The sequence below is a fragment of the Mycobacterium europaeum genome, assembly GCF_034555895.2.
Classification (GTDB): domain Bacteria; phylum Actinomycetota; class Actinomycetes; order Mycobacteriales; family Mycobacteriaceae; genus Mycobacterium; species Mycobacterium europaeum.
Map to the genome: position 1 here is coordinate 1,587,517 of NZ_CP157315.1, position 19,583 is coordinate 1,607,099.

The window sequence follows — 19,583 nt, forward strand, 5'->3', positions numbered from 1 at the left end:
CCGACGTGGGTTAGCCGAGGTAGGGTCTGTCGCGGTGTTGTAGGTAGTGGTCGATGCGCAGCCGCATTGAGGGGTGCATATCCAGTGTGGGGATGTCGTCAGGGTGGGTCCAGGCGATGTCGGTGCTTTCATGGTCTATGGCCAGATCACCGCCGATTAGGGTGGTGGTGAAGCACAGGGAGAATTGTTGGCGGACTTCGCCGTCGGTGAACGCCACGACGTGGTGCGGGTTGGTGTAGACGCCGACCAGGCCGGTGACTTCGACGTCGAGGCCAGTTTCTTCTTTGACTTCGCGCACGGCGGTACGTGCGATCGTTTCGCCGATGTCGTGCCCACCACCGGGTAACGCCCACAGGGTGTTGTCACGGCGTTTAACCAACAGAATGCGGCCTTGTTCGTCGGTAACGATGGCCGAGGCGGACGGGACCACACTGTTGGGCTCGGGAGCGTCGGGGTCGTTGTAATAGTCGGTGCGCATTGGTGGTCAGCCTTTCGCTGGCAGCGGGGTGGCGTTGTCCCAGACACGGGCAAATGCTTGTTCCAGGGTGGCCCAGAGTCGAGGGTCGTGGTGGCGGGACAGCACGAGCACGGGATTGTTGCGTCCCGGTGAGCCGTAGATGTGGAAGTTGACGATCATGGTGTCGTCGACCCGGAAGGTTGACGTGTACAGCGTGGTGTCGTGGGTGCGGATGTGCAGCCCCGGTGTAGCGGCGTGCGGAGTGAGCAGTTCGACGGAGGTGCGGCAGCGTGCGATGACGGCTTCACCGATGCCTTCTTCCTCACCGCGCAGGATCGTGGTGGCGGTGTCGGGGTCACCGATGAGGAATCGCACCTGAACACCACGGGCGGCTGCAGAGAGCAGGGTGTCGAGAAATCCGTCGAGCGTGTCGAACAGGAACGTGGCTGCCAGGACGAGGATGTCGATACCGGTGGTGGCGTCAGCGAAATGCTGTTGCCAGGCGGTGATCGGTAACTGCGTGCGGCTGGCGTAGAGCGTCGCGGTGAATGGCCCGCCCGGGTTTGTCGTCAGCGCGCGTGCAGTAGAGGGTTGGAACTGGTTGGGCCACAGGTCGTGCGGGGTGCAGCCGAGTACGTCGGCGGCGCGGCGTGCGTTGTCGTCGCGGACTTTGTAGTTGGTGTTGGCTAGCCACCGGCGCACTGTTTTTACATCCACGCCCACGGCAGTGGCGAACCGCCCATGGGACAGGCCCTTGGCGTGCAGTCGTTGCGTGAGGCGATCGTTGGGGATCACTGCGGTGTCGATGTAACCGTCCTGATCGTCCATCGTCTCAGCACATGTCTTTCGGTGTTGATCCTGTCCATCACTAGCTGGTGGTTCCTAGTTTGCCATGGGACTGCCGCGTCCCCGGAGCCGTGATGTCTGCCTGATGTCGGCAGTGATGTCCCTGTCGTGTCCGAAATGTCTGGCGCCGTGTCGGAAACGCCTGCAAAAGTCGCTCGCAAGGTCCGCGGTGTCCGCGTGAACTGATTCCTGCGCCTCGCCGGGCGCATTCAGATCACGAAAGGAACAGCAGGACAATGCGATTAAGAATTGATACATCGGGGACGCGGTTCATCGTCACCAGGGCGGCCGAGCCGCGGCTGAACTTCGAGACCGGCAGCCCAAAAGTCGACACCGCGACCGGAGTGCCGTTGTATGCAGCGCAGTTGCTCGCGTTGGACGACACCGGCGGCGAAGTGCTCAACGTGACGGTGGCCGGGGATCCGAAAGTGTCAGTGACACAGGCGGTGTCGGTGTCAGGTCTGGTGGCCATTCCGTGGGCTCAAGGTGATCGGAGCGGTGTGGCCTTCCGCGCTGATGCCATCACCCACACCACACCTGCCGCTACACCAAGCGAACAGGCCCGCCCGCAGAAATAACCGGAGTGTTGGGGCGGGCCGTCCCTTTGGTCGCGCCCCAACACGGGCCTGCTATTGGCGAAACACTCACGGAAAGCATCGGTCATGGCATCAAACAACAAGCACACCAACAACACTGGGTCGGATCATGACGACTGGTTCGAAGACCTCGTCCTATCCCTGGCCAAAGCCGCAGGGTACCTGCTGTGGTGGTCGATTCTGTTCCCCGCCTTCAGCATCCCCATCATCGTCAGCCTGGCGGTCGCCACCACCCACGGCCCACGCCCGGGCTTGATCACCGCCATCGCGTGCGGTGCTGCCTATGCAGGGTGGGCCTGGCTAGACCCACGGTTATTTCAAGCCTGGGTGACCGAACCGGTGCGGCACCGCTGGCTGACCTGGTCGCGCTACACCCGCAGCTGGGAATCGGTGTGCACCCTGCACGGACTCACCGCCCGCCTGGGTGAGCGCACCCTCGTGCCGACCCTGCAGTCGGTACAGATCGGCAAGACGACCGATGTACTGCAGCTGCGCATCGTAACCGGCCAATCCCTGACTGATTGGCACAAACAAGCCGACGGGCTGGCCGCCGCTTGGCGCGCCGACAGGATCACCATCCGCTCGATCGCGCCTGGAGAGGTACGCATCACCCTCATGCGAGGCGACGTGTTGGCTAACCCCGTCGACTTACCCATGCCCACATCGACGGCCGCAGTGGATTTACGGGCGGTGCGGATCGGGATCACCGAAAACCGTCACTGGTGGCATGTGCCGCTGCTGGGCCACCACGTGCTGATCGCCGGAGCCACCGGGGCCGGCAAAGGCAGCGTGTTGTGGTCACTGATCGCCGGGATCGCCCCTGAGGTGAAAACCGGCCTTGTACGGCTGTGTGTCATCGACCCCAAAGGCGGCATGGAACTGGGCGCCGGCGCACCCATGTTCACCGTGTTCACTCACGATGCCGCCGACAACACGGTGCACATGCTGCGCCAACTGGTGACGGTGATGCACGCCAGGGCGAACCGGCTGCGCGGCCACACACGCCTGCACACCCCCACGCCATCCGAACCGCTATTCGTGGTGGTTATCGATGAGATCGCCGCGCTCACAAGCTACGTCACCGACCGCAAAAGCCGCACCGAAATCGAACAACTCCTAGGCCTGCTGCTTTCCCAGGGTCGGGCGGTCGGAATCAGCGTGGTCGCCGCGGTGCAAGACCCAGCAAAAGACACCCTGCCCGTGCGGCAACTGTTTACCGTCCGCATCGGGCTGCGTCTGACCGAAGCCAGCCAAACCACCATGGTTCTCGGCCAAGGTGCACGCGACGCCGGTGCGGAATGCGACCGCATCGCTGACGCCACTCCGGGCGTTGGCTACATGCTCGTCGACGGCGGCGCCCAACCAGTACGAGCGCGGGCCTTCCATGTCACCGACCACGACATCACCACCCTCGCCACCCGGTTCCGCCGGCCTACCGGCCGGCCGAGCAGCAACAGGCAGCCGAGAAACGATGACAGTGGCCAGGCATCGGGTGAGGGCAGCCGTGAATAGCGCCGAGACACCCGCGCACCTCGCCCTGCCCGGGGTTCCTGACACCGTCGACGCCGCCAGCGTGGTGGAGCAGATGGTGCGCCGCGCGTCCTCAATGGGATTCGAATCGTGGTGGCGGCGCGCGGAATCCGTTGGCTTCTGCGCCCACCCCATTCAGCTCACGGGTACAGACGAGTTCGGCCGCGATCGGGTGGTGTGGACACGGTGCAATAACCGCCGCGCCCAGATCTGCCCGTCTTGCTCAGACCTGTATGCGCGCGACACGTGGCAACTCGTGCACGCTGGCACCGCCGGCGGGCACCACGACATCCCCGAAGCAGTGGCGGATCGCCCGCAGGTGTTCGTCACTCTGACCGCACCTAGCTACGGGCCGGTCCACAGCACCTCACGTGCAGGCGGCAAGCGTCTCCGGGTGTGCCGCGACCAGCCTGTGGCTGGCGGCTGCCGCCGCTGCCCGCATGGAAAACCACTGTGGTGCAGCACAACGCACGGAGAAGGTGACATCCATGTCGGCCAGCCGCTGTGCGTCGACTGCTACGACTACGTCGGGCACGTCCTGTTCACCTGGCATCTGCCCGAACTGTGGCGACGCTTCACCATCGCCCTGCGACGCACGCTGCGCCGCGAGCTACGCGCCTCGGGCGCCGACCCGGACGCGGTGCGGGTCAGCTTCATCAAAGTCGTCGAGCTGCAAGCCCGGCTCGTCCCGCATATTCATGCCCTGATCCGCCTCGACCCGCACGACAGCGATAACTGCGTTGGTCAGGAGTGGCAAGCGCCCCTCACAGCCACCGAACTGGCGACCATCATCCAACAGGCCGCTCGAACCGTAGCCGTGACGGTCACCGATTCATCCGCAGATACCGCGACACGGGTGATCAGGTTCGGTACACAAGTCGACACCCAACCCATCGAGAACCGGCATGCTGGCACGGACAGCCTTGCTGTGCAGGAGGATTCACCACACGGCCGGGTGCTGCCGGGCCGCCGCGTAGCTCGCTACCTCGCGAAATATGTCACCAAATCCCTAGCTGACGTCGGGATCAGCGCGCGACGCATCTCCACCGAGGCCATCGCCGACCTGGATGTGTCCGATCACGTCCGGGCGATCCTGACCACCATCAGCCAGCTCGCCGATAGGGGACTGGCCGGTATCGGCCGGTGGCTGCACACCCTGGGTTACCGGGGCCACATCACCAGCAAATCCCGCCGCTACTCCACGACGATGACCGCGCTACGCGAACATCGCGCCACCTGGACACGTGAACAACATCTGAAAAGCACTGCACACCAACATGATTTCGGCTTCAACTCCAACAATGGCAATGATCTGGCGGTGTGGGATTTTGACCGTGGCGCCGTCACCAGCCTCGGCGACCGCACACTCGTGAACTCCGCGGCTCTTCGACGCATACAAACCCGCCGGATCGGACTGATGGAAGTCCGTGGCCAAGCCCGCAACCAACGATGGGATTCGCCAGGGGACTGCGATGGCTGACAGATCCCGAACAGCACATGCCCGGTCCGAGCGTGACGCCCGAATCGATGCGCCGACGATGTCAGAGGAGGGTGTTGAAATTGTCGTGCCCGACCACTATCGACTTCCGCGCGAAGCCAACAGCGCGCTGGTACACGTGATAATGGCTGTGCGGGAGCGGATGCTCGGATCAGGGAGGGGAGTGGCGTGAGCCTGAGGTTCGCCTTCTATGGCCGAGTGAGTACGGAGGACGCTCAAGACCCGGAGGCGAGCCGCAGCTGGCAGAAGCGGCGTGCCATGGACCTGATCGCCCCGCACGGTGGAGTCCTCGCCGCGGACTACTTCGATGTGGGACAGAGCCGTTCGCTGCCGTGGAAGCGCAGGCCGGAGGCATCACGTCTCCTTGGCGATGTCGCTCGTAGGGACCGTAGCTTTGATGCCGTAGTGATCGGGGAACCCGCCCGTGCGTTCTACGGGCCGCAGTTTGCGCTCACCTTCCCTGTCCTCACGCATTACGGCGTCGGACTGTGGGTGCCCGAGGTCGGCGGAGCAGTCGATCCCGGCTCCGAGGCACACGACTTGGTGATGACTCTGTTCGGCGGCATGAGCAAGGGAGAGCGCGCGCGAATCCAGATCCGCGTCCGTACGGCGATGTCAGCACTCGCGCAGGACACGTCGAGATACCTCGGTGGTCGACCACCCTACGGTTACCGGCTCGTCGATGCCGGCCCGCACCCAAACCCTGCCAAGGCAAGTCTCGGGCAGCGGCTTCACCGCCTCGAACCTGACCCTGCGACATCTTCGGTCGTCGAGCGGATCTACCGCATGTACGCCGAGGGAGCGGGCCTGCGCTACATTGCGCAACAGCTCACCGACGATGGCGTGCCGTCACCGAGCCAATACGACCCGGCGCGGAATCGTCATCGTGACCCGCGAGGATGGTCCCATTCGGCGATCCGCGCGATACTCGACAACCCGGCGTACCGCGGTATCCGTGTTTGGGGCAAGCAGGAGAAATACGAGGTCCTGGTAAACCCCGACGATGTCGCGGCAGGGTATGAGACCCGGATGCGGTGGCGTGATGAGGCCGACTGGATCGCACCAGACCGCCGCACGCACGAAGCGCTGATTCCCGATGAACTGGTGCAGGCTGTTCGTCTTCGGACGCAGGCACGGCGTGGTCCGGGTCTCGAGTGCAGCAGAGAATCGACGGTGCCGTATGCGCTGCGCGGGCTGCTGTTCTGTGCCGCGTGTGGCCGGCGGATGCAGGGCGCTGCTCGCGTTGGGAAACGAACAACCCGCATCCTCTATCGCTGCGAGCTGGGCAAGTCGCGTTCTGTACCTGTGGACCTGAGTCACCATCCGCGCACCGTCTATCTCCGTGAAGAGGAGGTGACAGTGCGACTTGACGAATGGATCGCCACCCTGGCCGATCCGGAAGACCTCGCACGCGGGCAGGACGTGGACCCGGCAGCCGGTACTGGCCACGCCGCTCTGCAGCGCCAGCTTCGCGAGGCGAATGCCAAGGTTGCTGCTTTGATTACTGCCGTGGAGTCTGGCGTGGCCGTGGAGGACTTGACCGCTGCATTGCGTCGCCGCACCGCCGAGCGCGACGAGCTGAAGGCTCGCCTTGAGCGAGCCGAAAGACCGCGCGCCATGTCTGCGGCGCAGATCAGCGAATTGGTCGAGGAGTTGGGCGGGCTGTCGGCCGTGCTTGGTCAGGCATCCGGGGCGGAACGCGCACAGGTGTACGCAAGCCTGGGTTTGCGTCTTGACTACGACCCATATTCCCGACGAGTCAAGGCGACGGCCGACTTGAGTCGTGTCGCCGGCTGTGTCCGAGGGGGGACTTGAACCCCCACGCCCATTAGTAGGGCACTAGCACCTCAAGCTAGCGCGTCTGCCATTCCGCCACTCGGACAAGACCAACCGCATGGGTTGGCAGCTAAGGCTATCGGATTCTCTCACGCGGACCCAATCCAGCCGGGCCGCTCGGCGCCGAGCCGCGTGGCGTCGGCAATGGTAGGAAAGGTGGTTGTGACCGCCCAGACCGAGTTCCCGGCCCACCCACGAGACGACGTGGTCGAGGTCGTCAGCAGGTTGATCCGGTTCGACACCACCAACACCGGCGAACCCGAGACGACGCGGGGCGAGGCCGAGTGTGCGCAGTGGGTGGCCGAACAGCTCGCCGAGGTCGGCTACTCACCTCAGTACGTCGAGTCCGGCGCCCCCGGTCGCGGCAATGTGATCGCCCGCCTCCCGGGGGCCGACCGCTCGCGCGGGGCGCTACTCATCCACGGGCATCTCGACGTGGTGCCGGCCGAGCCAGCCGAGTGGAGCGTTCACCCGTTCTCCGGCGCGGTCAAGGACGGCTTCGTCTGGGGACGCGGCGCGGTCGACATGAAGGACATGGTGGGCATGATGATCGTGGTGGCGCGGCACCTGAAGCGGGCCGGGATCGTGCCGCCGCGCGATCTGGTGTTCGCCTTCCTTGCCGACGAGGAACACGGCGGCAGTTTCGGGGCGCAGTGGCTGGTCGACAATCGGCCCGACCTGTTCGACGGAGTCACCGAGGCGATCGGCGAGGTGGGCGGGTTCTCGCTGACCGTGCCGCGCCGCGACGGGGGCGAACGCCGGCTCTATCTGATCGAAACGGCCGAGAAGGGTTTGTCCTGGATGCGGCTGACCGCCCGCGGCCCGGCCGGACACGGGTCGATGGTGCATGACCAGAACGCCGTAACCGCCCTCGCCGAGGCGGTAGCCCGCCTCGGCCGGCATCAGTTCCCGCTCGTGCTGACCGACACCGTCGCCCAGTTCCTGGCCGCGGTCAGCGAGGAGACCGGGCTGACGTTCGACGTCGAGTCGGGCGACCTGGCGGGAGCGATCGACAAGCTCGGGCCCATGGCCCGCATGCTCAAGGCCGTGCTGCACGACACCGCGAACCCGACCATGCTCAAGGCCGGGTACAAGGCCAACGTCGTCCCGGCGGTCGCCGAAGCGGTGATCGACTGCCGGATCTTGCCGGGCCGCAAGGCGGCGTTCGAGGCCGAGGTCGACGAACTGCTCGGCCCGGACGTGACCCGAGAGTGGATCAAGGACTTCTCGTCGTATGAGACCAGCTTCGACGGAGATCTCGTGGATGCGATGAACGCCGCCGTGCTGGCCCTGGACCCGGATGGCCGCACGGTGCCCTACATGCTGTCCGGTGGCACCGACGCAAAAGCCTTCGCGCGCTTGGGTATTCGCTGTTTCGGCTTCAGCCCGCTGCGGTTGCCGCCGGACCTCGACTTCACCGCGTTGTTCCACGGGGTCGACGAGCGGGTACCCGTGGATGCGCTGAGGTTCGGCACCGATGTGCTGGCACACTTCCTGACACACTGCTGAAGACACGACACGCAACGAGAGGATCGCCCATGAGCACCGCGCCCGACCCGTACGCCGCGCTGCCGCAGCTGCCGTCGTTCACCCTGACGTCGGAATCGATCACCGACGGCCAGTCGCTGGCCATGCCACAGGTCAGCGGAATCATGGGCGCGGGCGGGGAAGACGTCAGCCCGCAGTTGAGCTGGTCGGGATTCCCGGCGGAGACGCGCAGCTTCGCCGTCACGGTCTACGACCCCGACGCGCCGACGGCCTCGGGATTCTGGCATTGGGCGGTGGCGAACCTGCCGGCTGGCGTCACCGAACTGCCCGCGGGAGCCGGCGACGGGAGCAACCTGCCCGGTGACGCGCTGACCCTGGTGAACGACGCCGGGATGCGTCGCTACATCGGCGCCGCGCCGCCGCCCGGGCACGGGCCGCACCGGTACTACGTCGCCGTGCACGCCGTCGGCGTCGACAAGCTGGACCTCGGCGAGGACGCCAGCCCCGCTTACCTGGGCTTCAACCTGTTCCAGCACGCGATCGCCCGCGCCGTCATTCACGGCATCTACGAACAGAAGTAGGCGCGTAACCGGAGCCGCCGCGGTTGGTCGGTCCGCCGGCCGTAGCATTCGAACATGCGTTCGAGTGACCGTGAGGAGATCCAGCACGACGTCGCGGCGTTGCGTGCCGCGGTGTCCCGCTTTCAGGGGCATTCATATGCGGCGTTGACGAATCCGGAACGGTTGGCGTTGTTGGAGATCCTGGAGTGTGAGGCGCGCCGGCTGCAGACACCCAGTCATCAGCTGATCAATCAGGTTGGGGAGCAGGCTGATTCAACCGAGTTGGGTGGGAAGCTGTCGTGGGCATTGGCCGATCGGCTGCACATCACCCGCAGTGAGGCCAGCCGCCGCATCGCTGAGGCCGCCGAGCTGGGGCCGCGCCGGGCGCTTTCTGGTGAGCCGTTGGCGCCGGTGCTGCCCGCAACCGCGGCGGCCCAGCGCGACGGGGCCATCGGGGCCGAGCAGGTGGCGGTGATCCGGAGGTTTTTCCGCCAGCTGCCGGACTGCGTCGACCTCGACACGCGTGAGCACGCCGAGAAACACCTGGCGTGCGAGGCCACCCACTATCGCCCGGATGAACTCGTCAAGCTCGCCCGCCACCTGATGGACTGCCTCAATCCCGACGGTAACTACACCGATGCCGACCGGGCGCGGGCTCGCGGCCTGGTGCTGGGCCATCAGCAGGCCGACGGCATGTCGCGGTTGAGCGGCTGGCTCACCCCCGAGGCGCGGGCCACGTGGGAGGCGGTGTTGGCCAAGCTGGCCGCACCGGGCATGTGCAACCCCGATGACCAGACCCCGGTCGTCGACGGCGCCCCTGGCGAGGACGCGATCCAGCGCGACACCCGCAGCCCGGCCCAGCGCAACCACGACGGCCTCAACGCCGCCCTGCGGGCGGTGCTGGCTTCGGGCGAGTTGGGTCAGCACAACGGGATGCCGGCGACCATCGTCGTCACCACCACGCTCAAAGACCTCGAATCCGCCACCGGCAAGGCGCTCACCGGTGGGGGCACCGTCCTGCCGATGTCCGACGTGATCCGCCTGGCCCGCCACGCCCACCACTATGCCCCCGCAAGCGGGAGGTACCCCCAGGCCGTCTTCGACAAGGGCAAGGCGGTGGCGCTGTATCACGGCAAGCGGCTGGCCTCACCGGGTCAGCGAATCGTGTTGTACGCCAAGGACCGCGGTTGTTCGCATCCGGGTTGTGATGTGGCCGGCTATTACTGCGAGGTGCACCACGTCGAGGACTGGGCCAGCACCTACCGCACCGACATCGACCAACTCACCCTGGCCTGCGGGCCCCACCACCGCCTCCTCGACGAGGGCTGGACCACCCGAAAACGCGCCAACGGCGACACCGAATGGATCCCACCGCCGCACCTGGACCGCGGGCAACCACGCACCAACACCTTCCACCACCCCGAAAAGATCCTCGCCGAAGAGGATGACGAAGAAGCCGACGAAGCAGGGGCGGCTTAGCCCGCCGGCCCTCCGGCCTTCGGCGCCGCCGAGCCGACCGCATCACTGAGCGAGGCGAACCCGCCGTCGCGCAGCCGGCGCGCGATGCCGTCGTGAATGCGCTTGGCCCACAGGCCTCCTCCGTAGATGAAGCCGGTGTAGCCCTGCAGCAGCGACGCGCCCGCGGTGATCCGCTCCCACGCGTCGTCGGCGGTCTCGATGCCCCCGACGCTGATCAGCGCCAGGCGATCGCCCACCCGCCCGTAGAGCCGGCGCAGCACCTCGGCGGACCGGCGCGCCACCGGCGGCCCGGAGATGCCGCCGGGGCCCAGCGCGTCGACCCCCGGCGTCTTCAGACCCTCGCGCGACACGGTGGTGTTGGTGGCGACGATCCCGGCCAGGCCCAGCTCGACCGCCAGGTCGGCGACGTCGTCGAGATCGGCGTCGGAAAGGTCCGGCGCGATCTTCACCAGGACCGGTGTGGAGGTGACGGCGGCCTCGGCGAGGACGGCGGACAGGATGGGCCGCAGCGACTCGACGGCCTGCAGGTCGCGCAGGCTGGGCGTGTTCGGCGAGCTGACGTTGACCACCAGATACGACGCCAGCGGCCCGACCAGGCGGGCGCTGGCCCGGTAGTCGTCGACGGCGTCGGCGGCCGGCGTGGACTTGGTCTTGCCGATGTTGACCCCGATCGGGATGTCGGGACGGTGACGCGCGAGTTCGATCGCCAGCGCCCCGGCGCCGAGGTTGTTGAAGCCCATCCGATTCAGCAGGGCGCGGTCGGCGGGCAGCCGGAACATGCGCGGGGGCGGGTTGCCGGGCTGCGCGTTCGCGGTGACGGTCCCGACCTCCGCGTACCCGAAGCCCAACGCGCCCCAGGTCATCAACCCCTTGCCGTCTTTGTCGAAGCCGGCGGCCAGCCCGAGTGGCCCCGGGAAGCGCACCCCGAACACGGTGCTCGCCAGCGCCGGATCGGTGGGCCCGAGCAGGCGGTGCAACACCCGCCGGGCGACGGCGACGGCGGTGGCGCCGCGCAGCACCGCGAAGACCAGCGTGTGGATGCGCTCGGGCGGAATCAGGAAAAAGAGCCGTCGCACCAGGCCGTACACGATGCCTTCGCGAGGTAGGGTCACCGTCACAGTTGCGGCTGGTCGGGTCGCCGGTTGTCCAGTCGAGACTTCTTGCGGCGCAACAACACTCGCCTGCTGCCGTCGGTGTAGAGGCGCACCCGGGTCAGCTCCCAGCCCCGGTATTCGGCCTCGATGGACAGCCGGATGGACGCGCTGAGCCGGGTCACCTCGGGCGGCAGGCGCAGTGGCACCCACTCGTATTCGTCGGACAGTTCGGTGTCCCAGCCCGCGGGCAACTGGCTTCGGTGCGACGCCGTCAACGCCCACCCGCCGCGTGTTCGATGACCTGAACCCCCGCACCGGACCCGGACACCACGTACAAGGTGTCCGACGCTTCGTCGAAGCCCAGTGAGTTCGGTTGCTGCACGGTTGGGTAACGCACCTTTTCGACGGGAATTCCGGTGGACAGATCGTAACCAATGACCATATTAGAAGCGGTCTGCGAAACCCAGGCCAATGCGCGCGAGCCGGCCAGGCCGTACGGCGCCTGGGGCACCGGGTAGGCCTGGCGCAGGATCAGGGGGTCGACGCCGTACACGAGCAGTTGGCCGCCCCGGGTGTCGGCGACCAGGATGCGGCCCCAGGGGTCCGCGGCCATGGTGGTCGCCCCTTCGCCGGCCCGCAGCGCCTGTTGGACCCGGCCGTCGGCGCCTATCGTGGTCACCGAGGTCTGCCCCCGGTCCAGGACCGCCGTCATATTCCCTTGCGTGGCAAGGCAATCGACGCGCGCGAAGATCTTGGTCCGGCTGCCGGCGGTCGCGGTGGCCACGGCCCCGGGTGTCGGGGAGGTGAGGGTATAGACGGCCCCGTCGGCGCTGCCCAGCACCAGCTTGCCGTCGGCGCGTTGGGCGACCGCGGTGAAGTCGGTCTGCTGAGCGTCGGCGACGCTCACCTCTCCCGTGTGGCCGGTGCGCAGGTCGACCACGAAATAGCCGCCGCGGGCAGCGAGGAAGAGGGTGCCGTGGCCGTCATCGGTCATGGCGCTCGCCGGGCCCGGCAGGTCGATGACGCGCGGTGCGGCCTCCGGGGCGTCGAAGACGGTGACGCTGGACCGCCCCGCCGGGGCGGCGCCGGGCGCCAGCACGGCCAGTCGGTGGGTGCCGCCGTCGAAGGTGGCCGCGGCCGCGTGCACCGGCAGCGGGCGCACCGTGCCGGCGGGGTTGTGTGACACCGGCGGGGACACCGCGGGGGCGGCCGGTTCGATGGTGGGCGGCGCGGAATTGAATGTATTGGACGAACAACCCGTCACCGCGCTCAGCAAAATTGCGACGCCGAGTGCAACGCAGTGAGCTGCCGATTGATCACGACCGCGCAGTGACAGCAATTATTTTCCCTCGTGCAGTGAATGTGGACTTCCCACTCTAAGGAACGCCTTCGCATCCAATATCGCCATGTCGCGCACATCAAGTCTCGCGGGCGAGGTATGGTCGGCTCATGGCCGTCATCGTTGACCGGCACAGTGCGGAAAAAGAGTTTGCTGTCGAAGACATGTCGACAGGAATATTCGCCAGCGGCTATGGACAAGTCGGTGATGGGCGCAGTTTCTCGTTCCACATCGAGCACGGCTCACTCGTCGTCGAGATTTACCGGCCGCGCCTTGCCGGGCCAGTTCCGCAGGCCGATGAGGTGGTCGCCACCGCGGTCCGCAGCCTGGTCGACATCGACCTCACGGACCAGCGCAGCCTGACCGCCGCCGTGCGGGACTCGGTGGCGCACGCGGTGCCGGTGGCGCGCTAGCCACGCGCTGATCATCGGGTCCGGGTTGCACCGGGTACGGTCGTGATCGTGGTTGACCCAATGTCTCGGACTTCCCGGTTGGGCACCGCGGCATGACGGTGATCCTGCTGCGCCACGGCCGGTCCACCTCGAACACGGCCGGCGTCCTGGCCGGTCGCTCGGAGGGTGTCGACCTCGACGATAAGGGCCGCGATCAGGCCGCCGGGCTGATCGACCGGATCGGCGACCTGCCCATCCGCGCGGTGATCAGTTCCCCGTTGCTGCGCTGCCGGCGCACGGTCGAGCCGCTGGCCACCGCGCTGTGCCTGGAGCCGCTCATCGACGACCGGCTCGCGGAAGTGGACTACGGGGACTGGACCGGCCGCAAGATCGCCGAGCTGGCCGGCGAGCCGCTGTGGAGGGTCGTGCAGGCCCACCCGAGCGCGGCGATGTTTCCCGGCGGCGAGGGTTTGGCGCAGGTGCAGGCCCGCGCCGTGGCGGCCATCCGGGAACACGATCGACGGCTGGCCCTCGAGCATGGCGGGGAACACGGCGGCGACGCCCTGTGGGTGGCCTGCACTCACGGGGATGTCATCAAGGCGGTCATCGCCGACGCGTACGGCATGCACCTGGACGCGTTCCAGCGGGTCACCGCCGACCCGGCCTCGGTCAGCGTGATCCGGTACACCGAACTGCGCCCGTTCGTGTTGCACGTCAACCACACGGGTGCGAAATTGGCCGCGGCGCTGCGGGCGGGACCGCCGCCCCAGGACGGGGCGAAGGCCAAGACCGACGGCGAGACCCCGGCTGCGCCAACGGAACAGGCACCAACCGAACAGGCGCCAACGGAACAGGCGTCAACCGAACAGGCCGTGTCTGGGCAGCAGCCGGCCGGGCTCGTGCCGTCCAGCGACGCGGTGGTCGGCGGCTCGACCGATTAATTCCGCTTAAAACAGGCAGAGCGGGGCAATCGAATCGCACGGCGAAGGCAACAGCCGGTATTTTGGAGGTGCCATGGCCCGCGCAATCCACGTCTTCCGCACACCCGACCGCTTCGTGGCCGGGACCGTCGGCCAGCCCGGAAACCGCACCTTCTACATCCAGGCGGTGCACGATTCGCGGGTGGTGTCGGTGGTGTTGGAGAAGCAGCAAGTCGCGGTGCTGGCCGAACGCATCGACGCGCTGCTGCTCGAGGTGAATCGCAGGTTCGGCACGCCGGTCCCGCCGGAGCCCGCCGAGGTCGAGGATCTCAACCCACTGGTCACGCCCGTGGACGCCGAGTTTCGGGTCGGAACGATGGGCCTGGGCTGGGATTCGGAGGCGCAGACCGTGGTGGTCGAATTGCTGGCCGTCACCGACGCGGAGTTCGACGCGTCGGTGGTGCTCGACGACACCGAGGAGGGGCCCGACGCGGTGCGCGTGTTCTTGACGCCGGAATCGGCGCGGCAGTTCGCCACGCGCTCGAATCGCGTCATCTCGGCGGGACGGCCCCCGTGCCCGCTGTGCGACGAACCGTTGGATCCGGAGGGCCATATCTGCGCGCGCGCCAACGGCTACAGGCGCAGCGCGCTGCTCGGGCCTGACGATGAACTTGAGGCCTGACGACCGTGAGGTGTTGCGGAACGGCGAGCTGACGGTCCTCGGACGCATCCGCTCTGCCAGCAACGCCACCTTCCTGTGCGAGTCCACGCTCGGCGAATCGACCGTGCACTGCGTCTACAAGCCGGTCTCGGGCGAGGCCCCGCTCTGGGATTTTCCCGACGGGACGCTGGCCGGCCGCGAACTCGCGGCGTACCTGGTGTCGACGCAGTTGGGGTGGAACATCGTGCCCTACACGGTGATTCGTCACGGGCCGGCCGGCCCCGGCATGCTGCAGCTGTGGGTGGAGCAGCCGGGTGACGCGGCCGGCTCCGACCCCAGGCCCGGCCCCGACCTGGTCGACCTGTTTCCCGCCGGCGAACCGCAGCCGGGTTACCTGCCGGTGCTGCGCGCCTACGACTACGCCGGCGACGAGGTCGTCTTGATGCACGCCGACGACATCCGGCTGCGGCGGATGGCGGTCTTCGACGTGCTGGTCAACAACGCCGACCGCAAAGGGGGCCACGTCCTGCGCGACATCGAGGGCCACGTCTACGGTGTCGACCACGGGGTGTGCCTGCATGTCCAGGACAAACTGCGGACGGTGCTATGGGGCTGGGCCAACCAGCCGGTCGACGAGACAATGCTCGAGGCGGTGGCCGGTCTCGTCGACGCGCTGGACGGCTCGTTCTGCGACGAGCTGTCCGAGCTGATCACGCGGGCGGAGATCGCGGCGCTGCGCCAGCGCGCGCACGCGCTGCTGAACGATCCGGTGATGCCGGGACCGAACCGGCACCGGCCCATTCCCTGGCCGGCCTTCTGAGGCGATGGCAAGCGCGGCGCAGCCGGTCGCCGACCCGGCCTTCTAGTGCCCGGCCTTCTGAGGCCCGCGTGGGCGTCGGAGATACTGGGTCGGTGAGCCAGGGCCCGGATGAGCTGACCGATGCCGCACTGGCTGCCGAACTCGCCGCGGACGCGGGGGAGTTGCTGCTCAAAGTGCGCGAAGAGATCGGCTTCGGTCAGCCGTGGGCGCTGGGTGACGCCGGAGACAGCCTGGCCAACGAGCTGATCCTGCGCCGGCTGGCCGCCGAGCGCCCCGACGATGCGGTGCTCAGCGAGGAGGCCTACGACAACCTGGTCCGGCTCAAGCACGACCGGGTCTGGATCATCGACCCCCTGGACGGCACCCGCGAGTTCTCCACGCCCGGCCGCGACGACTGGGCCGTGCACATCGCGCTCTGGCAGCGGCCCACCAACGGCCGGCCGGAGATCACCGACGCGGCGGTGTCGCTGCCGGCCCGCGGGAACACGGTGTACCGCACCGACACCGTGACCGCCGACGCCGCACGCGTCGGCGTCCCGCACACGTTCCGGATCGCCGTCAGCGCCACCCGGCCGCCCTTCGTGTTACACCGCATGCGGCAGTCGCTGGCCATCCAGCCGGTGGCGATCGGGTCGGCGGGCGCCAAGGCGATGGCCATCATCGACGGCGAGGTCGACGCCTACCTGCACGCGGGCGGCCAGTGGGAGTGGGACTCGGCGGCACCGGCCGGGGTGGTGATGGCCGCGGGCATGCACGCCTCGCGCCTGGACGGCTCGCCCATGCGCTACAACCAGTTCGATCCCTACCTGCCCGATTTCGTGATGTGCCGCGCCGAGGTGGCGCCGATCCTGCTCGCGGCCATCCGCGACGCATGGCGCTAACCACGCGCGTTTAGAGTCGATGCCATGCAGTCTTGGGCGTTTCCCCCGGTTCCGGTGTTGCCGGGGCGTGGCCCCGAGCTTCGGCTGTATGACACCTCCGACCGGCAGGTGCGCCCGGTGGCGCCCGGTTCGACCGCGACGATGTACGTCTGCGGCATCACCCCGTATGACTCCACCCACCTCGGCCACGCGGCCACCTACCTGACCTTCGACCTGGTGTACCGGCAGTGGCTGGACCTCGGCCACGCCGTGCACTACGTGCAGAACGTCACCGACGTCGACGATCCGCTCTTCGAACGCGCCGACCGCGACGGTGTCGACTGGCGCGAGCTCGGTGATCGGGAGGTCACCCGGTTCCGCGGGGACATGGCCGCGCTGCGGGTCCTGCCGCCGCGCGACTACGTCGCGGCCACGCAGGCGATCCCCGAGGTGATCGAGCTGGTCGAGAAGATGCTGGCGTCGGGCGCGGCGTACGTCGTCGACGGCGAGTACCCGGACGTCTACTACCGCGCTGACGCCACGCAGCAGTTCGGCTACGAGTCCGGCTACGACCGCGACACCATGCTGCGACTGTTCGAGCAGCGCGGCGGCGATCCGCACCGGCCCGGCAAGACCGACGAGCTGGACGCGCTGCTGTGGCGGGCGGCGCGGCCGGGGGAGCCGAGTTGGCCGTCGCCGTTCGGGACCGGGCGGCCCGGCTGGCACGTCGAGTGTGCCGCGATCGCGCTGAGCCGGCTCGGCAGCGGCCTGGACATCCAGGGCGGGGGCAGCGACCTGATCTTCCCGCATCACGAGTTCACCGCCGCCCACGCCGAATGTGTCCGGGGGGAGCGACGATTCGCGCGGCACTACGTGCACGCGGGAATGATCGGCTGGGACGGGCACAAGATGTCCAAGAGCCGCGGCAACCTGGTGCTGGTGTCGACGTTGCGGGCGCAAGGCGTCGAGCCGGCGGCGATCCGGTTGGGTCTGCTGGCCGGGCATTACCGCGCGGACCGGTTCTGGAGCTCCGACGTGCTCGACGAGGCCAACGCCCGGCTGCGGCGCTGGCGCACCGCCACCGGGCTGCCCGCTGGCCCGGACGCCGCCGACGTGATCGCGCGCGTGCGCCAGTACCTGGCCGACGACCTGAACACTCCCAAAGCCCTTGCCGCGCTTGACGGCTGGGCCACCGACGCTCTGGAATACGGTGGTCACGACAGCGAGGCGCCGAAATTGGTGGCGACCGCGGTCGATGCGCTGCTCGGGGTGGAGCTGTGAACACCGAGCTGTAAAGGCGGTACCTTGGCGGCCATGACATCGCTGCAGGACCAAGTTGTTTTCATCACCGGCGGTGCCCGGGGCATCGGTGCCGCGGTCGCCCGTCGGCTGCGCAACAAGGGCGCCAAACTCGTGCTGACCGATCTCAACGACGCCGAGCTGAGCGCGCTGGCCGCCGAACTCGGCGAGGAGCACGTGCTGACCGCGGTCGCCGACGTGCGCGAGCTGCCGGCCATGGAGGCCGCCGCCGCCCGGGCCGTCGAACGCTTCGGCGGCATCGACGTGGTGGTGGCCAACGCCGGCATCGCCAGCTACGGGTCGGTGCTGCAGGTCGACCCCGAGGCGTTCAAGCGGGTGCTGGACATCAACGTGCTCGGCGTCTTCAACACCGTGCGGGCCACGCTGCCCGCGGTGATCGAGCGCCGCGGTTACGTGCTGGTCGTCTCGTCGCTGGCGGCGTACGCCGCGTGTCCGGGCCTGGTCCCGTACAACGCGTCGAAGGCCGGCGTCGAGATCCTCGCCAACGCGCTGCGGCTGGAGGTGGCCCATCACGGCGTCCGCGTCGGCTCGTCGCACATGTCGTGGATCGACACCGCGCTGGTCCGCGACACCGAGGCCGACCTGCCGGCCTTCGGCAAGCTGCTCGCCAGTTTCCCGTGGCCGTTGAACAAGACCACCACGGTCGACAAGTGCGCGGACGCCTTCGTCAAAGGCATCGAGGGCCGCCGCAACCGGATCTACTGCCCGGGCTGGGTCGCCCTGTTCCGCTGGATCAAGCCGGTGCTGTCCACCCCGGTCGGCGAACTGCCCCTGCACAAACCCACGGCCGAGCTGCTGCCCCAACTGGACGCCCAGGTCGCCGCGCTCGGGCGCTCCACCAGCGCCTACAACCAGGGCCTCGGCAAGAAGCAGCTCTAGCGCCCGAAGCCGGGCCGCCGGCGGCGCAGGTAGCGCTCGAATTCCGCCGCCAGCGCGTCGCCGTCGATCTTGCCCAGCGCATCATTCATGTCGACCTCGGCGTCGCCGCGCTGCTCCAGCGACAGCACGTATTCGGCCAGGTCCTCGTCCTCGGTGGCCATCTCGGTGATCGCCTGCTCCCACTCCTCGGCATCCGTCGGCAGGTCGCCCAGCGGAACCTCGATGTCCAGCACGTCCTCGACGCGGCGCAGCAGCGCCACCGTCGCCTTGGGGTTGGGCGGCTGGGACACGTAGTGCGGCACCGCCGCCCAGAACGTCACCGCCGGGATCCCCGCGGCCACGCAGGCGTCCTGAAAGACCCCGGCGATGCCGGTCGGGCCCTCGTAGCGGCTTTCCTCGAGCCCGAAGCGTTTCGCCGACTCGGGGCTGTAGGCCGCACCGGAAACCGGAACCGGCCGGGTGTGGGGCGTGTCTGCCAGCAGGGCGCCCAGGATGACCACGGTGTCCACGTTGAGCTTGTCGGCGATGGCGACCAGCTCGGCGCAGAACGTGCGCCAGCGCATGTTGGGTTCCACGCCGTGCATCAGCACCACGTCGCGGTCGCTGCCCGGGGGCCGGCAGTGCGAGATGCGCATCGCCGGCCACACCAGTTCCCGGGTGACGCCGTCGACCTGCCGGATGACCGGGCGGTTCACCTGGTAGTCGTAGTACGCCTCGTCGTCGATCTCCAGGATCGGATCCGCTTCCCAGATGGCCTCGAGGTGCTCGAGCGCGTCGCTGGCCGCGTCGCCGGCGTCGTTCCAGCCCTCGAACGCCGCCACGACGATGGTGTTGTGCAGTTCGGGCAGTGCGGCTCCTCCATTAGGGGGGCCCTCGGGCGGGGTCACAGAATCAGCGTACGGGCTCCCGTGCGCCGCCGAGGCGGACCGTGCGCGGTCGGCCGGGGCGAAATACTTCGGCCGCGAACTGGTTAACATTGGTAACTACGACATCGCCGACACGATTCGC

At 67.9% G+C, this 19,583-nt stretch carries 19 protein-coding genes, 1 tRNA gene and 1 pseudogene; 14 read left to right on the forward strand and 7 right to left on the reverse strand.

The features are described 5' to 3' along the window. Positions 1 to 10 precede the first annotated feature (10 nt). A complete protein-coding gene (locus tag U8D42_RS07510; protein WP_322861669.1) occupies positions 11 to 478 on the reverse strand; it encodes an NUDIX hydrolase in 468 nt (155 codons plus the stop codon). Between the two features lie 6 nt (positions 479 to 484). Further along, entirely contained in the window at positions 485 to 1,285 is an 801-nt protein-coding gene (locus tag U8D42_RS07515) for a helix-turn-helix domain-containing protein (RefSeq protein ID WP_322861668.1), read from the reverse strand. A 254-nt stretch (positions 1,286 to 1,539) separates the two neighbouring features. Here U8D42_RS07515 and U8D42_RS07520 point away from each other — a divergent pair, with 254 nt between their 5' ends. The 4 genes from U8D42_RS07520 (at position 1,540) to U8D42_RS07535 (ending at position 6,742) form a co-directional block, all read left to right on the forward strand. Continuing rightward, a complete protein-coding gene (locus U8D42_RS07520) occupies positions 1,540 to 1,881 on the forward strand; it encodes a hypothetical protein (RefSeq protein WP_322861667.1) in 342 nt (113 codons plus the stop codon). 84 nt (positions 1,882 to 1,965) lie between these two features. Then, on the forward strand, positions 1,966 to 3,411 hold the full coding sequence (locus tag U8D42_RS07525) for an FtsK/SpoIIIE domain-containing protein (RefSeq protein WP_322861666.1): 1,446 nt from the start codon (positions 1,966 to 1,968) through the stop codon (positions 3,409 to 3,411). Continuing rightward, complete coding sequence (locus tag U8D42_RS07530; protein WP_322861665.1) at positions 3,404 to 4,909, forward strand: replication initiator; 1,506 nt, start codon at positions 3,404 to 3,406, stop codon at positions 4,907 to 4,909. The genes U8D42_RS07525 and U8D42_RS07530 overlap by 8 nt, the downstream gene beginning before the upstream one ends. Before the next feature lie 186 nt (positions 4,910 to 5,095). Next, entirely contained in the window at positions 5,096 to 6,742 is a 1,647-nt protein-coding gene (locus tag U8D42_RS07535; RefSeq protein ID WP_322861664.1) for a recombinase family protein, read from the forward strand. Here the strand turns inward: U8D42_RS07535 and U8D42_RS07540 are convergent. Next, positions 6,724 to 6,809, reverse strand: a tRNA-Leu gene (locus tag U8D42_RS07540). The genes U8D42_RS07535 and U8D42_RS07540 overlap by 19 nt on opposite strands. A 98-nt stretch (positions 6,810 to 6,907) precedes the next feature. Between U8D42_RS07540 and U8D42_RS07545 the strand changes: the two genes are divergently transcribed. The 3 genes from U8D42_RS07545 to U8D42_RS07555 are packed head-to-tail and all read left to right on the forward strand — an operon-like array spanning position 6,908 to position 10,290. Continuing rightward, the gene (locus U8D42_RS07545) at positions 6,908 to 8,272 is read left to right on the forward strand and encodes a M20/M25/M40 family metallo-hydrolase (RefSeq protein WP_322861663.1); all 1,365 of its coding nucleotides are present in this window, start codon (positions 6,908 to 6,910) and stop codon (positions 8,270 to 8,272) included. A 29-nt stretch (positions 8,273 to 8,301) separates the two neighbouring features. Continuing rightward, positions 8,302 to 8,832 carry a YbhB/YbcL family Raf kinase inhibitor-like protein gene (locus U8D42_RS07550; RefSeq protein WP_322861662.1) on the forward strand — a complete coding sequence of 177 codons (531 nt, stop codon included), beginning with the start codon at positions 8,302 to 8,304 and terminating at the stop codon, positions 8,830 to 8,832. A 54-nt stretch (positions 8,833 to 8,886) separates the two neighbouring features. Continuing rightward, entirely contained in the window at positions 8,887 to 10,290 is a 1,404-nt protein-coding gene (locus tag U8D42_RS07555; RefSeq protein WP_348636941.1) for an HNH endonuclease signature motif containing protein, read from the forward strand. A 10-nt stretch (positions 10,291 to 10,300) separates the two neighbouring features. Here the strand turns inward: U8D42_RS07555 and U8D42_RS07560 are convergent. The 3 genes and pseudogenes from U8D42_RS07560 to U8D42_RS07570 form a co-directional block, all read right to left on the reverse strand. Further along, positions 10,301 to 11,378, reverse strand: a pseudogene (locus tag U8D42_RS07560) (quinone-dependent dihydroorotate dehydrogenase); the annotation flags it as partial. Positions 11,379 to 11,404: 26 nt separating this feature from the next. Then, on the reverse strand, positions 11,405 to 11,659 hold the full coding sequence (locus tag U8D42_RS07565; RefSeq protein WP_085239798.1) for a DUF5703 family protein: 255 nt from the start codon (positions 11,657 to 11,659) through the stop codon (positions 11,405 to 11,407). Continuing rightward, a complete protein-coding gene (locus U8D42_RS07570; RefSeq protein ID WP_322860719.1) occupies positions 11,656 to 12,714 on the reverse strand; it encodes a YncE family protein in 1,059 nt (352 codons plus the stop codon). The genes U8D42_RS07565 and U8D42_RS07570 overlap by 4 nt, the downstream gene beginning before the upstream one ends. A 119-nt stretch (positions 12,715 to 12,833) precedes the next feature. Between U8D42_RS07570 and U8D42_RS07575 the strand changes: the two genes are divergently transcribed. The 7 genes from U8D42_RS07575 (at position 12,834) to U8D42_RS07605 (ending at position 18,575) form a co-directional block, all read left to right on the forward strand. Then, positions 12,834 to 13,136, forward strand: coding sequence for a hypothetical protein (locus U8D42_RS07575; RefSeq protein WP_085239800.1), 303 nt, complete (start codon positions 12,834 to 12,836; stop codon positions 13,134 to 13,136). A gap of 92 nt (positions 13,137 to 13,228) precedes the next feature. Beyond that, positions 13,229 to 14,056, forward strand: coding sequence for a histidine phosphatase family protein (locus U8D42_RS07580; RefSeq protein WP_322860587.1), 828 nt, complete (start codon positions 13,229 to 13,231; stop codon positions 14,054 to 14,056). Between the two features lie 73 nt (positions 14,057 to 14,129). Next, entirely contained in the window at positions 14,130 to 14,717 is a 588-nt protein-coding gene (locus U8D42_RS07585; protein ID WP_085239802.1) for a DUF3090 domain-containing protein, read from the forward strand. Further along, entirely contained in the window at positions 14,701 to 15,516 is an 816-nt protein-coding gene (locus tag U8D42_RS07590; RefSeq protein ID WP_322860588.1) for an SCO1664 family protein, read from the forward strand. The genes U8D42_RS07585 and U8D42_RS07590 overlap by 17 nt, the downstream gene beginning before the upstream one ends. A gap of 92 nt (positions 15,517 to 15,608) precedes the next feature. Next, positions 15,609 to 16,397 (forward strand): 3'(2'),5'-bisphosphate nucleotidase CysQ, encoded by a 789-nt coding sequence (locus U8D42_RS07595; RefSeq protein ID WP_085239804.1) that lies wholly within the window; start codon positions 15,609 to 15,611, stop codon positions 16,395 to 16,397. A gap of 24 nt (positions 16,398 to 16,421) precedes the next feature. Continuing rightward, a complete protein-coding gene (gene mshC, locus U8D42_RS07600) occupies positions 16,422 to 17,657 on the forward strand; it encodes a cysteine--1-D-myo-inosityl 2-amino-2-deoxy-alpha-D-glucopyranoside ligase (protein ID WP_085239805.1) in 1,236 nt (411 codons plus the stop codon). 33 nt (positions 17,658 to 17,690) lie between these two features. Next, positions 17,691 to 18,575: an SDR family oxidoreductase gene (locus U8D42_RS07605; protein WP_322860589.1), complete on the forward strand. Its 885-nt coding sequence runs from the start codon at positions 17,691 to 17,693 to the stop codon at positions 18,573 to 18,575. On the opposite strand, the gene U8D42_RS07610 is transcribed toward U8D42_RS07605, so the two are convergent. Next, positions 18,572 to 19,462, reverse strand: a complete 891-nt coding sequence (locus tag U8D42_RS07610) for a PAC2 family protein (protein ID WP_085239807.1) — start codon at positions 19,460 to 19,462, stop codon at positions 18,572 to 18,574. The genes U8D42_RS07605 and U8D42_RS07610 overlap by 4 nt on opposite strands. Positions 19,463 to 19,583 lie beyond the last annotated feature (121 nt).

What these genes read in the sequence shown, in the direction of transcription:
- U8D42_RS07510 (WP_322861669.1), bottom strand. Translation starts at nt 478, where the DNA reads ATGCGCACCGACTATTACAACGACCCCGACGCTCCCGAGCCCAACAGT.
- U8D42_RS07515 (WP_322861668.1), bottom strand. Translation starts at nt 1,285, where the DNA reads ATGGACGATCAGGACGGTTACATCGACACCGCAGTGATCCCCAACGAT.
- U8D42_RS07520 (WP_322861667.1), top strand. Translation starts at nt 1,540, where the DNA reads ATGCGATTAAGAATTGATACATCGGGGACGCGGTTCATCGTCACCAGG.
- U8D42_RS07525 (WP_322861666.1), top strand. Translation starts at nt 1,966, where the DNA reads ATGGCATCAAACAACAAGCACACCAACAACACTGGGTCGGATCATGAC.
- U8D42_RS07545 (WP_322861663.1), top strand. Translation starts at nt 6,908, where the DNA reads ATGGTAGGAAAGGTGGTTGTGACCGCCCAGACCGAGTTCCCGGCCCAC.
- U8D42_RS07550 (WP_322861662.1), top strand. Translation starts at nt 8,302, where the DNA reads ATGAGCACCGCGCCCGACCCGTACGCCGCGCTGCCGCAGCTGCCGTCG.
- U8D42_RS07555 (WP_348636941.1), top strand. Translation starts at nt 8,887, where the DNA reads ATGCGTTCGAGTGACCGTGAGGAGATCCAGCACGACGTCGCGGCGTTG.
- U8D42_RS07575 (WP_085239800.1), top strand. Translation starts at nt 12,834, where the DNA reads ATGGCCGTCATCGTTGACCGGCACAGTGCGGAAAAAGAGTTTGCTGTC.
- U8D42_RS07580 (WP_322860587.1), top strand. Translation starts at nt 13,229, where the DNA reads ATGACGGTGATCCTGCTGCGCCACGGCCGGTCCACCTCGAACACGGCC.
- U8D42_RS07585 (WP_085239802.1), top strand. Translation starts at nt 14,130, where the DNA reads ATGGCCCGCGCAATCCACGTCTTCCGCACACCCGACCGCTTCGTGGCC.
- U8D42_RS07590 (WP_322860588.1), top strand. Translation starts at nt 14,701, where the DNA reads ATGAACTTGAGGCCTGACGACCGTGAGGTGTTGCGGAACGGCGAGCTG.
- mshC (WP_085239805.1), top strand. Translation starts at nt 16,422, where the DNA reads ATGCAGTCTTGGGCGTTTCCCCCGGTTCCGGTGTTGCCGGGGCGTGGC.
- U8D42_RS07605 (WP_322860589.1), top strand. Translation starts at nt 17,691, where the DNA reads ATGACATCGCTGCAGGACCAAGTTGTTTTCATCACCGGCGGTGCCCGG.